Annotated in this window: 15 protein-coding genes; 10 read left to right on the forward strand and 5 right to left on the reverse strand. The window is 66.7% G+C overall.

Translation table 11 applies throughout. The features are described 5' to 3' along the window. Positions 1-56: 56 nt before the first annotated feature. Complete coding sequence (locus HC022_RS09895; RefSeq protein ID WP_368484646.1) at positions 57-1,196, reverse strand: polysaccharide biosynthesis/export family protein; 1,140 nt, start codon at positions 1,194-1,196, stop codon at positions 57-59. 96 nt (positions 1,197-1,292) lie between these two features. After that, complete coding sequence (locus tag HC022_RS09900; RefSeq protein ID WP_167452309.1) at positions 1,293-2,585, reverse strand: capsule biosynthesis protein; 1,293 nt, start codon at positions 2,583-2,585, stop codon at positions 1,293-1,295. Positions 2,586-2,675: 90 nt separating this feature from the next. Between HC022_RS09900 and HC022_RS09905 the strand changes: the two genes are divergently transcribed. Beyond that, the gene (locus tag HC022_RS09905) at positions 2,676-3,263 is read left to right on the forward strand and encodes a riboflavin synthase (RefSeq protein ID WP_089963018.1); all 588 of its coding nucleotides are present in this window, start codon (positions 2,676-2,678) and stop codon (positions 3,261-3,263) included. A 16-nt stretch (positions 3,264-3,279) separates the two neighbouring features. On the opposite strand, the gene HC022_RS09910 is transcribed toward HC022_RS09905, so the two are convergent. The 3 genes from HC022_RS09910 to HC022_RS09920 all read right to left on the reverse strand — a co-directional run bounded on the left by HC022_RS09910 (position 3,280) and on the right by HC022_RS09920 (position 5,199). Continuing rightward, positions 3,280-4,338 carry a YeeE/YedE family protein gene (locus tag HC022_RS09910; RefSeq protein WP_008884545.1) on the reverse strand — a complete coding sequence of 353 codons (1,059 nt, stop codon included), beginning with the start codon at positions 4,336-4,338 and terminating at the stop codon, positions 3,280-3,282. Positions 4,339-4,450: 112 nt separating this feature from the next. After that, positions 4,451-4,786 (reverse strand): helix-turn-helix transcriptional regulator, encoded by a 336-nt coding sequence (locus HC022_RS09915; RefSeq protein ID WP_040384218.1) that lies wholly within the window; start codon positions 4,784-4,786, stop codon positions 4,451-4,453. 5 nt (positions 4,787-4,791) lie between these two features. Beyond that, entirely contained in the window at positions 4,792-5,199 is a 408-nt protein-coding gene (locus HC022_RS09920; RefSeq protein ID WP_167452310.1) for a thioredoxin family protein, read from the reverse strand. 75 nt (positions 5,200-5,274) lie between these two features. Here HC022_RS09920 and HC022_RS09925 point away from each other — a divergent pair, with 75 nt between their 5' ends. From HC022_RS09925 to HC022_RS09965, 9 genes are all read left to right on the forward strand, one after another. Further along, the gene (locus HC022_RS09925; protein ID WP_008883632.1) at positions 5,275-6,012 is read left to right on the forward strand and encodes a cytochrome c biogenesis CcdA family protein; all 738 of its coding nucleotides are present in this window, start codon (positions 5,275-5,277) and stop codon (positions 6,010-6,012) included. 20 nt (positions 6,013-6,032) lie between these two features. Continuing rightward, the gene (locus HC022_RS09930; RefSeq protein WP_175583522.1) at positions 6,033-6,617 is read left to right on the forward strand and encodes a thioredoxin family protein; all 585 of its coding nucleotides are present in this window, start codon (positions 6,033-6,035) and stop codon (positions 6,615-6,617) included. Between the two features lie 145 nt (positions 6,618-6,762). Further along, the gene (soxX, locus tag HC022_RS09935) at positions 6,763-7,236 is read left to right on the forward strand and encodes a sulfur oxidation c-type cytochrome SoxX (protein WP_008884149.1); all 474 of its coding nucleotides are present in this window, start codon (positions 6,763-6,765) and stop codon (positions 7,234-7,236) included. Positions 7,237-7,275: 39 nt separating this feature from the next. Continuing rightward, the gene (gene soxY / locus HC022_RS09940) at positions 7,276-7,695 is read left to right on the forward strand and encodes a thiosulfate oxidation carrier protein SoxY (protein ID WP_089963016.1); all 420 of its coding nucleotides are present in this window, start codon (positions 7,276-7,278) and stop codon (positions 7,693-7,695) included. 27 nt (positions 7,696-7,722) lie between these two features. Further along, the gene (gene soxZ, locus HC022_RS09945) at positions 7,723-8,052 is read left to right on the forward strand and encodes a thiosulfate oxidation carrier complex protein SoxZ (RefSeq protein ID WP_008885373.1); all 330 of its coding nucleotides are present in this window, start codon (positions 7,723-7,725) and stop codon (positions 8,050-8,052) included. 64 nt (positions 8,053-8,116) lie between these two features. Next, positions 8,117-8,971 carry a sulfur oxidation c-type cytochrome SoxA gene (soxA, locus tag HC022_RS09950; protein WP_175583523.1) on the forward strand — a complete coding sequence of 285 codons (855 nt, stop codon included), beginning with the start codon at positions 8,117-8,119 and terminating at the stop codon, positions 8,969-8,971. Between the two features lie 97 nt (positions 8,972-9,068). Further along, positions 9,069-10,766 (forward strand): thiosulfohydrolase SoxB, encoded by a 1,698-nt coding sequence (gene soxB, locus HC022_RS09955; RefSeq protein ID WP_167452311.1) that lies wholly within the window; start codon positions 9,069-9,071, stop codon positions 10,764-10,766. A gap of 29 nt (positions 10,767-10,795) precedes the next feature. Beyond that, positions 10,796-12,073: a sulfite dehydrogenase gene (gene soxC, locus HC022_RS09960; RefSeq protein WP_167452312.1), complete on the forward strand. Its 1,278-nt coding sequence runs from the start codon at positions 10,796-10,798 to the stop codon at positions 12,071-12,073. Continuing rightward, the gene (locus tag HC022_RS09965) at positions 12,057-13,274 is read left to right on the forward strand and encodes a c-type cytochrome (RefSeq protein WP_167452313.1); all 1,218 of its coding nucleotides are present in this window, start codon (positions 12,057-12,059) and stop codon (positions 13,272-13,274) included. Before soxC ends, HC022_RS09965 begins: the two co-directional genes overlap by 17 nt. The last annotated feature ends 158 nt before the right edge of the window (positions 13,275-13,432 follow it).

Below are 13,432 nucleotides of genomic sequence, written 5' to 3' on the forward strand. Positions count from 1 at the left end.
TCTGTCCCTCATTCTTTTTGTTTTTGGTCTTGGGCAGGCGCGTCACGGATGGCGCGTCACTGGTAGAGAACCGCGGTGGTCGCGAGCGTGTTGACGGCGCTCAGCGAGCCGGTCAGCGCCGAGATGGTTTTGCTCCATTGTGCGAAGGGCGCCTCGGTCACGTAGAGCAGGTCCTGGTCGCGCACCACGAAGTCGCGGGCCATGAACATGCCGTTGGGCTTGGTCAGGTCGAGCACGTAGACGATGCGCTGAGCGCCCACGAGGTCGGAGCGGCCAAGCCCCTGGTTGGCGATCTCGGCGGGCTCGTTGCGGAAGATGAAGACGCCGGTCGGGTCCGACGAGGTCGGCACGAGGCCTCCCACCTGCGCGATCGCCTCGACCGCCGACAGCGTCTGGGTCTCGAACGGCACCCGCGCCTGCGTGCCGGTGGCGCCGAGCGCGGTGAACGAGCGGGTGTCGGCCTCGACCAGGATCTTGTCTCCGCCGCGCAGCGCGATGTCGTAGCCGGGGTGGGCGTAGAGGTCCTGGAACCAGATGCGCTCGGTCCGGGCGCCGCGGATCACCGAGATCTGCGCGATCTCGGGCTCGATGGTGATGCCGCCAGCGCGCGCGAGCATCGCCGACCGGGTGCGGGTCGGGCGCTCGATGGCATAGACGCCCTGGCCTCCCACCGAGCCTACGAGGCTCACGGTCGAGCCGTCGCCGGCAAGCCTGCGCACCTCGACCTGCGGGTCGGGAGTCTGGTCGGCGAGGCGCTCGGTGATGATGCGGCGCACCGCCTCGGTGGAATTGCCCGAGGCCTTGATGCGGCCGGCGTAGGGCACGAAGATAAAGCCCGAGCCGTCGACCTGCACCTCTTCCAGCGCCGTCGCGTTGGCGGTCTCGGCGACCAGCAGCCCGTCGTCGACGTTCTCCCAGATCGTCAGGCCCAGCGTGTCGCCGGGCTGGATGGTGTCCGAGCCCAGAACCGAGGCGTTGCGGAAGGTCTCGGTGAAGCCGAGGGCGGGGACGATGGCGGTGGCGCGGGTGACGCGGTCGTTGACGGCGATGACGAAGGCATCGCCTTCGCGCATGACGGACCCCGCGTAGATCTCGTTCTTGTTGGGGCCGACGCGCGGCAGGCCACAGGATGCCAGGACCGAAACGGCAGCCATCAGCGCGACGGTTTTCACCCATCGTTTGGAGAGGTAGTTCACTGCCCGGTCTCCTCGACCTGTTCTCGTTGTGCCTCAGTTTTTTGCGCTAAGCTAAAGAAATCGGGCTTCAAAAGCGAGTCTGGCGGGCCGGCGCTGTCATTGGACGAGGCGCAACTGTTGCCGTGGGGCCGCGGTGCCGTGACGCAGGGCATCGTAGGGATCGTCGGCGGCAAGCATCATGTCGACCACCAGCCGCAGCAGCTGGCGGCGCCCGCGGGATGAGTAGAAACCTCCGGAAATCTGGCTGGTTTCAAGCAGGTAGCGCCGATAGTCCCGGTAGGCCCGGTTATCTGGCCGCGACGGCTGTGCGAAGAAGGCCTGAAGCGGCAGGTCTGACACGAACTCGGGCTTGCCGTAGACCGCGGCGCCGAAGACGCGCAGCGGGATGCCGCGCCAGAGCACCTGCTGCCCGGCGGTGGAGTTGACCGTGACGGCGCTGCGGGCATCGTTGAGCAGTGCCGCGAGCTTGCCGCCGGGGGCGAAATGCACCCGCTCGGAGATGCCCAGCCGCCGCGCCGCCTCGCGGATCGTGCGCCGCACCGGCGCACGGCCGTCCTCGAGGGGATGGGCCTTGAACACGAGGTGGTGGTGCGTCGGCGCGCCCTTGGCGAAGCCCTCTATCACCATCTCGACGAACTCGGTCATCGAGGCGAAGGGCGAATGCTCGCGGAAGCTCGAGTCGTGCTCGAGTTGCAGAAGCACGAGGTGATAGGGAAAGCCGCCGCGCCGGATGCGCCGGGTCACGGCAAGTCGCTCGGCCCGGTGCAGGGGCATCAGCAGCAGCCGCTTGGCGTAGAGCTGGAACTCCTGCGCGACGGTTTGCTGCCGGTGCGGGCGGAAGCTGCGGTAACCGCCGTTCCGGAACATCACGAACCAATGGTAGAGCGCGCCGTAGAAGACGTGCTGGCGCATGTCGCCCCAGTGCCCGGGCGGCAGCGGCGCCTCCATGTCGGACTGTTCGAGCGCCGCGCGCATCTCGTCGATCCCCATGCGCATCAGCCGTGAGTGGCCGTTGGCGCCGTTGCGCTCGTAGGTCACCCAGTAGGGCCGCATGTAGCCTTCCTCGAAGACATGCACCGCGAGGCCACGCGCCTTGGCGGCGGTCACCGCCTCGGCATGGATGCGGCGGGTGTCGCCGTAGAGCACGATGTCGGTGACGCCCTTCCCGGTGAGCAGGGCCTCGAGCGTCTCGGGCCAGCTGTCGGGCGTGCCGGTGAAGGGGATGTAGCTTGGGGCGTCGAACCAGAAGGCGCGGTCGCCTGCATTGAAGCCCACGCGCCACACCTCTGCCCCCGCCTTGCGCAGCATCGCGCCAAGCCGGTGAAAGAACGGGCCATGCGGGCCCTGCAGGAACAAAAAGACACGGGGGGATGCGGTTGCCTTGGTCATGACGCCCCGGTAATGGTTACGCGACGCTTCAGGGTTAGCGACGTTTTCCGGCAGAAATAAGGCCCGAAGTGGCGGGTCAGGAGGTAGTGGATGTTCACTGGCATCGTGACGGACATGGGCGAGATCAGGGCCCTGCAGCAGGCGGGCGACCTGACGGCGCGGATCGGCACCTCCTACGACACCGCCGGCATCGACCTTGGCGCCTCGATCGCCTGTGACGGTGTCTGCCTGACGGTGGTCGACCTCGGTGACGACTGGTTCGAGGTCCAGATCAGTGCCGAGACTCTGTCGAAGACCAACCTCGGGTCCTGGGCCGAGGGGCGCCGGATCAACCTCGAGCGCGCGCTGCGCGTCGGCGACGAGCTTGGAGGGCACATCGTCTCGGGTCACGTCGACGGGCTGGCCGAGGTGATCTCGATCGCCGACGAGGGGGATTCCACCCGCATCCAGTTCCGGGCGCCGGACGCGCTCGCGAAGTTCATCGCGCCCAAGGGCTCGGTGGCGCTGAACGGCACGTCGCTGACCGTGAACGAGGTGCAGGGCGCGGTGTTCGGGATCAACGTGATCCCGCACACCAAGGACGCCACGACCTGGGGCCAGGTCGCGGAGGGCGACAAGGTGAACCTCGAGATCGACACCATGGCCCGCTACGTGGCCCGCCTCGCCGAGATGAGCTGAGGGCGGCGCGAGCGGCCTATTCCGCCGGCTGGAAGCCGACGATGAGCTGGCGCAGCCCGACGGCGGCGCCGGCGAAGATCGCCACCATCGTGACCGGGGCCGAGTAGGCCAGCACCGACAGCGCCGAGAGGCCCTGTCCGATGGTGCAGCCCATGGCCACCACGGCGCCCGCGCCCATCAGCGCCGCGCCCACGATCTGGCGGCGCAGCTCGCGAGGATCCTCGCAGGCCTCCCAGCGGAAATGGCCCTTGATCAGCGAGCCCGCGAAGGCGCCGGCCCAGACGCCCGCGACCGAGCCCACGGCGAAGGAAACGGGCCGCACCGATCCGGTCATCCACCAGAGCAGCGACTCGCCCAGCGGCGCGGCAAAGCTGTGCGACACCACCGGCAGCGCCTCGAAGCCGTGGCGTGCCACCCAGGCGGTGCCCCCCCAGCCAAGCACCACGCCGAGACCCACCATCGCGGCCCAGAAGATCTGCGCCGGGCGGCGCCACAGCGCGCGGGAGGCCAGCGACACGCCAAGCAGCACGAGGCCGGTCGCCATGCCGACGACGCTGGGGGAGAGGCCGGTCAGAGCCCCGAGCTCGTGGGCGATGCCGGGCGGGGTGGAGGCCACGACCTCCTGCTGGCTGAAGAGCATGGCGCGCAACGGTGCCAGCGGGCCCGCCAGCACCACGAAGGTCGAGACGCCCATCACCAGCACGATCACGAAGCTCCGGAGGTCGCCGCCGCCCAGCCGCGCGATGGCGCCGAAGCCGCAGTTGCCCGCCAGCGCCATGCCGTAGCCGAAGCAAAGCCCGCCCAGCACAGAGGCCAGCGGCATCCAGCGGATCGACAGGTAGTAGCTGTCGCGCCCGTCGAAGAGCCCCGTTGCCATCAGGGCGAAGCTGCCGAAGATGGCGAGCCCGCCGGCCACGCCCCACATGCGCATCCGCAGGTCGGAGCCGCCGTAGAGCAGGTCCTCGATCGCGCCCAGCGTGCAGAATCGCCCGAGCCGCGCCGCGAGCCCCAGCAGCATTCCGCTGCCGAGCCCGATCAGCGCGACAACGTGATGCTCGCTCAGAATGTCGAACATGATTTCCCTCCCGTGGCGCCCGAGGGCGCCATGACGCGGGAGTATGCGCCGCGCAACGCATCTGCTCAAGCGAAAGCTTGAATATGTTTATGGAACAGCGGGAGAGGGAGGGTCAGTCTTCCTTGCAGAACAGCTCGTAGACGCACTCGAGCATCTTGCGGGGGCGGTCGTCCGCCAGCCGGTAGTAGATTGCCTTGCCATCGCGACGGGGCACCACGAGCCCTTCGAGCCGCAGCCGCGAGAGCTGCTGCGACACCGCTGCCTGCCGCGCCGAGAGCAGGTCCTCGAGCTCGGTCACCGATTTCTCGCCGGTGACGAGGTGGCACAGGATCATCAGCCGGCCCTCGTGGCTGATCGCCTTGAGGAAGGCCGAGGCTGCGGTTGCCTTCTCGACGATCTTGTCGAGCTCGTCATCGCTCATGTCTTCATGGATCACAGGCAGTGCCATGTTCATCACCCACCCTCCGGAGAGCTTGGCGGCATGTCGTCAGCCGCGTCCGGATCGAAATTCGTGCTGTGCTCGAGCATCCGCGAGAGCAGTGGCCAGAAAAAATCTTCGCCCGGATACCCTTCGAGGCGGGCGAGTTCGCTTCCGTTGTCTACTAGAATGAACGTCGGGGTGAACAGGACTTTCCGCTCATACGTGATGCCTTCGGGGGCGCCCTGTCGTAAATCTGCACGCAAAAGCGGCGCAAAACGGCCCTCGGCTGTGTTCGGATAGGCCGGAGCGATTTCCGCCTCCCATCGGGCGCAATAGGCGCAGCCGGGCTGGCTGACCATGACCAGCCGCACTTCGGCAATGGCCTGACCTGCGATCAGCGAGACCAGCGCTGCTGCCGCGAGGAGTGCTGAAGTTCTCATTCCACACCAATTGACGTATGTCCTTCGATTAACATAATATGAATATGTGAATTATTCAAGTTGGGGGGAGGCGCCGTGCTTGAGATGTCGTTTGCCGGCGCGGCGCTTGCCGGGTTGCTGAGCTTCTTCACGCCCTGCGTGCTGCCGATGGTGCCGTTCTATCTCTGCTACATGGCGGGGCTGTCGATGACGGAACTGCGCGGCGATCAGGATCTTGCGGCGGGGGCACAGCGGCGGCTGGTGCTGTCGGCGCTGTTCTTCGCCGCCGGCGTCACCACGATCTTCGTGCTGCTGGGCATGGGGGCGACCGCGGTGGGGCAGGCCTTCGCCGACTGGAAGCAGCCGCTGTCCTACGCGGCGGCGGCGCTGCTGCTGGTCTTCGGGCTGCATTTCCTCGGGGTGATCCGGGTGCCGCTGCTCTATCGCGAGGCGCGGCTCGAATCTAAGGCCGAGCCGACCACGGTACTGGGCGCCTACCTGATGGGGCTCGCCTTCGGCTTCGGCTGGACCCCCTGCGTGGGGCCCGCGCTGGCGTCGATCCTGATGATCGCGTCGGGCATGGGCGACATCGGGCGCGGCGGGCTTCTGCTGCTGGTCTACGGCATCGGCATGACTGCCCCCTTCGTCGTCGCGGCGGTGTTCTCGGGGCCGTTCCTGCGCTGGACGGCGCGGCACCGGAGCAAGCTGCAATATGTCGAGAAACTGATGGGGGCGATGCTGATCGTATTTGCGATCCTCATTGCCACCGACAGCGTCAACATTATCGCTCAGTGGATGATCGACACGTTCCCGGGGTGGACGTCGCTCAGCTGAGGCAATCGTGGGAGGAGAAGATGAGGACTTGGATCGGAGCCGCGCTGGCCGTGGCGATGGCATTCCCGGCGTGGTCGGGCGTGGCCCAGATGGGCGACGACGGGCTCTACAAGGAGCCGTGGATGCGCGACACCTTCAAGGACCTGCGCGAGGATCTCGACGAGGCCAACGCCGAGGGCAAGCGGCTGGTGCTCTTCGTCGAGCAGCGCGGCTGCGTCTACTGCCACCAGATGCACGAGGAGGTGTTCTCGCTGCCCGAGGTGTCGGAGTTCATCGAGGAGAACTTCTTCGTGGTGCAGATCAACCTCCACGGCGACACCGAGATCACCGACCTCGACGGAGAATCGCTGTCCGAGAAGCGGGCCACGCAGAAGTGGCGGGTGCTGTTCACGCCCAACATCATCTTCCTGCCCGAGGAGGTCCCCGAGGACAGCAGTGCCATTGAGGCAGCGGTGGCGGTGATGCCGGGCGCCTTCTCCAAGGGCACCACGCTCGACATGTTCACATGGGTCGCCGAGAAGCGCTACGAGCTTGATAACGGAGAGGATTTCCAACGCTACCACGCGCGCCGGATCCAGGAACGTGACGACGGAAACACCGACTGACCGGGCGCGCCGGAGGGCCCTCGGGAGAAACAATAATTCACGTCTGTGAATTTGTTGTTGCGTGTGCGGGGGCCGGTGCACTACGGTATTCTACAGCTACGGAGGAACGGCCCGCAGGGGCCGCGGAGCAGTCAAGGGAGGGAACATGAAGCTTACAGGGCTGACACTTGCGGGTGTGCTCGTTGCGGGCGCGGCACTCGCCAACGTCGTATCGCCGGACGAAGTGACGTTCGGCGAGTATGGCGAGGTCGAGGCCTCGCTGACCGGAAGCGACGGCGACGCCGAGAAGGGTCGCGAGATCTTTTCCGAGAAGTCGCAGGGGAACTGCGTTTCCTGCCACGCGCTTGCCGCGCTTCCCGACGTGCCCTTCCAGGGCGAGGTCGGGCCGGTGCTCGACGGCGTGGGGGGCTACCGTTCGGCGGCCGAGATCCGCGGCATCCTCGTCAACGCCAAGAAGACCTTCGAAGGCACGGTGATGCCGTCCTTCTACAAGACCAGCGGGTTCACCCGACCGGGTGACGGCTACACCGGCAAGGCCCCCTCTGGTCCCATCGAACCGATCCTTTCGGCCCAGGACGTCGAGGACGTGGTCGCGTTTCTCATGACCCTGCAGGACTGACCCTGCGGCCGGACCCCAGATTTTAGGAGACACCCAGAGATGAACCTCACCCGACGCAAGACCCTGGCCCTTGGCGGCGCCGCCGCGCTGGCGGCCATGCTGCCCAAGGGGGCGGCCGCGGCCACATCGGAGGAATGGATCGCCGAGTTCACCGGTGGCGCCGACATGGCCGACAGCGGGCTCGAGCTGACCGCGCCCGAGATCGCCGAGAACGGCAACACCGTTCCGATCGAGGTCTCGGCCCCCGGCGCCTCCGAGATCCTCGTGCTGGCCACCGGCAACCCGACGCCCGGCGTTGCGAAGTTCACCTTCGGCGCGCTGGCCGCATCGCAATACGCATCGACCCGCATCCGGCTTGCCGGAACGCAGGACGTCGTCGCCATCGCCAAGCTTGCCGACGGCACCTTCGCCAAGGCCAGCAAGACCGTCAAAGTGACCATCGGCGGCTGCGGCGGCTGATCGACTTAATCCCAGGAGACACAGAACATGGCAGACGGCGTCAAGCCCCGCGTCAAGGTCCCGAGCAAGGCGGCCGCCGGTGAGGCGATCACCATCAAGACCCTGATCAGCCACCCGATGGAATCGGGTCAGCGTAAGGACAGCTCGGGCAACGTGATCCCGCGCTCGATCATCAACCGCTTCACCTGCGAGTTCAACGGCGAGAGCGTGATCGACATAACCATGGAGCCGGCGATCTCGACCAACCCCTATTTCGAATTCGAGGCCACCGTGCCCGAAGCGGGCGAGTTCAAGTTCACTTGGTACGATGACGACGGGTCGGTCTACGAGGACAGCAAGAAGATCGAGATCGGCTGAGCGAGGAGGAGGTTGCCCTGATCCGCAGAGCTGCGGGCCGGGGTTTTTCAGGGAGGGAACCTACATGCTTTTCAGGACGATGACGGTTGCGGCCGCCATGCTGGCCCTGACCGCCCCGATGTCGGCGGCCGGCGGCGCGGACGATGACGTTCTGGTCATCAACGAGGACATCGAGATCACCACCAAGGCAGCGGCCTCGCCGCTTCTCGACGGGCATCTCGACGAGGTGATCTCGGGCTGGCACTTCCGCGACGACGACACCCAGGCGATGGAGATGGACGACTTCGACAACCCCGGCATGATCTTCGTCGATCAGGCCATCGAGGTCTGGAACACCGCCGAGGGCTCCGAGGGCAAGTCCTGCGCCGATTGCCACGGCGCCCCCGAGGAGATGGCAGGCGTCCGGGCAGTCTATCCGAAATGGAACGAGGACGCGGGCGAGGTCCGCACGATGCAGATGCAGATCAACTCGTGCCGCACCGAGCGCATGGGGGCCGAGGCGTGGAAATACGACGCCGCGCCCGCGATCAACATGGAGGCACTGCTGGCCTCGGTGTCGCGCGGGATGCCGGTCAACGTCGCCACCGACGGTCCCGCCGCCGAAACGTGGGAAAAGGGCAAGGAGATGTACTACACCCGCTACGGGTTGCTGGAGCTCTCCTGCGCCAACTGCCACGAGCAGAACTACGGCAACTACATCCGCGCCGATCACCTGTCCCAGGGCCAGATCAATGCCTTCCCGGCCTACCGCCTGAAGAACGCCAAGCTCAACGGCGTGCATGACCGCTTCAAGGGCTGCATCCGCGACACCCGCGCCGAGACCTTCTCGCCGGGCTCGCCCGAGTTCGTCGCGCTCGAACTCTATGTCGCCTCGCGCGGTAACGGGCTCGATGTCGAAGGCCCCTCGGTCCGCAACTGACCCATCGCCCCCGTGCGTGAGGACGCGCGGGGGTTTCCTTCCTTAATCAATTCACACATGCGAATGTGTGTCGCGATCCAGACGAAAGATCCCTCCCATGATCTCACGACGCGATTTCCTCCAGGTGTCCATGGCCGCGTCGGCGCTCTACGGCGCCAGCGGCTTCGGCAACTGGGCGCGGCTGGCCGCGCAGCAGAGCCTGACGCAGGACCAGCTCCTGCAATTCGACACCTTCGGCAACGTCTCGCTGATCCACGTCACCGACATCCACGCGCAGCTCAAGCCGATCTATTTCCGCGAGCCCGAGGTGAACATCGGCGTCGGCGGTAACAAGGGCGAGGTGCCGCACGTGACCGGCGCCGACTTCCGCAGGCTCTACGGCATCGAGGACGGCTCGCCTTCGGCCTACGCGCTGACCTGGAACGATTTCTCCTCGCTGGCGAAGAGCTACGGCAAGGTCGGCGGGCTCGACCGCGTGGCGACCGTCATCAACGCCATCCGCGCCGACCGGCCCGACGCCATCCTGCTCGACGGCGGCGACACGTGGCATGGCTCGATGACCTGCTTCAAGACCGCGGGTCAGGACATGGTCAACGTCATGAACGCGCTGAAGCCCGATGCCATGACCTTCCACTGGGAATTCACGCTGGGCTCTGACCGGGTCAACGAGATCGTCGAGGGGCTGCCCTTTGCCGCGCTCGGCCAGAACATCTTCGACGCCGAGTGGGACGAGCCGGCCGAGCTCTTCAAGCCCTACGAGTTCTTCGAGCGCGGCGGCGTGAAGGTCGCCGTCATCGGCCAGGCCTTCCCCTACATGCCCATCGCAAACCCGCGCTGGATGTTCCCCGAGTACAGCTTCGGCATCCGCGACGAGCACATGCAGGAGATGGTCGACGAGGTGCGCGGCATGGGCGCCGAGCTGGTCGTCTGCCTCAGCCACAACGGCTTCGACGTCGACAAGAAGATGGCGGGCATCGTCAAGGGCATTGACGTGATCCTCTCGGGCCATACCCATGACGCGCTGCCGGAGCCGGTGCTGGTGGGCGAGACGATCATCGTGGCGTCGGGCTCCAACGGCAAGTTCGTGAGCCGTGTCGATCTCGATGTGCGCGACGGCCGCATGATGGGCTTCCGCCACAAGCTGATCCCGATCTTCTCGGACGTCATCACCCCGGACCCGGAGGTCGCAAGCCTGATCGACGAGCAGCGCGCGCCCTATGCCGCCGAACTGGAGGAGGTCATCGGCCACACCGACGACCTGCTGTATCGCCGCGGCAACTTCAACGGCTCGTGGGACGACCTGATCTGCGACGCGCTGCTCTCCGAGCGCGAGGCCGATATCGCCATGTCGCCGGGCGTGCGCTGGGGGCCGTCGCTGCTGCCGGGCGACCCGATCACCCGCGAAGACATCTGGAACGTCACCTCGATGACCTATGGCGAGGCCTACCGCACCGAGATGACCGGCGAGTTCATCAAGGTGATCCTCGAGGACGTGGCCGACAACATCTTCAACCCCGATCCCTACTACCAGCAGGGCGGGGACATGGTCCGCATCGGCGGCATGGGCTACCGCATCGATATCACCAAGCCGCAGGGCGAGCGCATTTCCGAGATGACGCTGCTCAAGACCGGCGAGGCCATCGACGCGGCCAAGACCTACGTCGTCGCCGGCTGGGCCTCGGTCAACGAGGGCACCGAGGGCCCGCCGATCTGGGACGTGGTGGAAAACCACATCCGCCGGCAGGGCACGGTGAGCCTCTCTCCCAATACCAGTGTCGAGGTGGTGGGCGCCTGAGCCCGCCGCGCATCTACAGGAGATCAACCATGACGACTGACAAGACAGGCCCCTCCGCCTCGCGTCGCCAGTTCCTGACGGGCGCGGCCGCCATTGGCGCCGGCACCGTCGCGGCGACCGTGGCGCGGGCGGCGGAACCCGATCCGCTGATCACCGAGGTCCAGAGCTGGGCCAGCAGCTTCGGGGATGGCGTCGACGACAAGCCTTACGGGTTGCCGATCAAGTTCGAGGATGACGTGATCCGCCGCAACGTGGAGTGGCTGACCGCCGACACCATCTCGTCGATCAACTTCACCCCGATCCATGCGCTCGACGGCACCATCACCCCGGCGGGCTGCGCCTTCGAGCGGCACCACTCGGGCGCCATCGAGCTCAGCAAGGACGACTATCGGCTGATGATAAACGGGCTCGTCGAGACGCCGATGGTCTTCACCTACGCCGATCTCGAGCGCTTCCCGCGCGAGAACCACGTCTATTTCCTCGAATGCGCGGCCAACACCGGCATGGAATGGGCGGGGGCGCAGCTCAACGGCGCGCAGTTCACCCATGGCATGATCCACAACATGGAATACTCCGGCATCCCGGTGCGCACCCTGCTGAACGAGGCGGGCTGGTCCGGCGAAGTCGAGGGCAAGTGGCTCTATGTCGAGGGCGCCGACGCCTCGTCCAACGGCCGCTCTATCCCGCTGGAGAAGGCGCTCGACGACTGCCTCGTGGCGATCAAGGCCAACGGCGAGGCGCTGCGCAAGGAGCACGGCTACCCGGCGCGCCTCGTGGTGCCCGGCTGGGAAGGCAACATGTGGGTCAAGTGGATCCGCCGCATGGAGATCATGGACGGTCCCGTCGAGAGCCGCGAGGAGACCTCGAAGTACACCGACACGCTGGCCGACGGCACCTCGCGCAAGTGGACCTGGGTGATGGACGCCAAGTCGGTGGTGACATCGCCGTCGCCGCAGGCCCCGATCACCCATGGCCACGGCCCGGTGGTGATCACCGGCATGGCCTGGACCGGGCACGGCAAGATCACCCGCGTCGATGTCTCCAAAGACGGCGGCAAGACGTGGGAAACCGCCCGTCTGGCCGCAGATTCCGGCGACAAGGCGCTGGTGCGCTTCTATCTCGACACCGAATGGAACGGCGAGGAATGGTTCCTGCAGAGCCGCGCCATGGACGAGACGGGTTATGTCCAGCCGACCAAGGCGCAGCTGCGCGAGGTGCGCGGACTGAACTCGATCTATCACAACAACTGCATCCAGACCTGGTGGGTGAAGCCGAACGGTGAGGCCGAAAATGTCGAAGTCTCTTAAGCTCTACGGCGGGACGCTGCTTGGCACCGCCGCGGTCCTCACGCTGGCGGTGAACTTTGCCGACCGCAATATCGCGACCTTCCCCGAGAACCCGCACCGGGTGAGCGCGCTGGCCACGCCCGCGCCCGAGCCTGCTGCAGGGGGCGTCCTCGTGGGCACCGCCACCGCCGCCACCGCCGACGCCGATGCCCGGCTGGGCCTCGGCCGCGCCGCGCTGCCCGAGGAGGTCGCCGCCTGGAACATGGACGTGAGCCCGGACGGCACCGGGCTTCCCGACGGTTCCGGCGACGTCGCCACCGGCGAGAGCGTCTTCGAGGAGAACTGCGCCGTGTGCCACGGTTCCTTCGCCGAGGGCGTCGACAACTGGCCCAAGCTCGCGGGCGGCGACGGCACGCTCGCCGACGATGATCCGCTGAAGACGGTGGGGTCCTACTGGCCCCATCTCTCGACGGTCTGGGACTACGTGCACCGCTCCATGCCCTTCGGCAACGCGCAGACGCTGACCCCGGACGATGTCTACGCGATCACCGCCTACATCCTCTACTCGAACGATCTCGTGGACGACGAGTTCGTGCTCTCGAAGGACAATTTCGCCTCCTTCGAGATGCCCAACGCCGGCGGCTTCATCGTCGATGACCGGGCCGAGACCGAGTATCCGCAATGGCGCACCGAGCCCTGCATGGAGAACTGCAAGGAGAGCGTCGAGATCACCATGCGCGCCACCGTGCTCGACGTGACCCCGGACCACGGCGGAGGCGATGCGGCCGCGGCGGCGGAAGAGGCCGCGGCACCGGCTCCCGAAGCGGCCGCAGAGGTCGCGGCAGCGCCCGAGGCCGCTCCGGCCGAGGCCCCGCAGGAGGCCGTCGAGGTCGAGGAAGCAGGCGAGGTCGACGCGGCGCTTGCTGCCGAGGGCGAGAAGGTCTTCCGTAAGTGCAAGGCCTGCCACCAGGTCGGCGACGGCGCCACCAACCGCACCGGCCCGCTGCTGAACGGCATCGTCGGGCGCGAGATCGGGGCGGTCGACGGCTTCAAGTACTCCTCCACGCTCGAGGGCATGTCCGGCGTCTGGGACAGCGACGCGCTGCATGGCTTCCTCGCCGATCCGCGCGGCTACGCGAAGGGCACCAAGATGGCCTTTGCGGGTCTCAAGAAACCCGAGGACATCGACGCGGTGGTGGAATACCTGAAGACCTTCCCGTGACGCCCTGACCTGGCGTGACCTGAAATGACCTGACCACGCCGGCGCCTCTTCCCTGAGGCGCCGGTTTGCATTCCGTCCCGCCGGCCGCGCCCGCGCCCGGCTCGGGGCAGGGGACCCGGCTCCGGCGCTGGGCACTCCACCTTGCCGCCTTTCGCAAA

The sequence above is a fragment of the Salipiger sp. HF18 genome, assembly GCF_011806505.1.
Classification (GTDB): Bacteria; Pseudomonadota; Alphaproteobacteria; order Rhodobacterales; family Rhodobacteraceae; genus Salipiger; species Salipiger thiooxidans.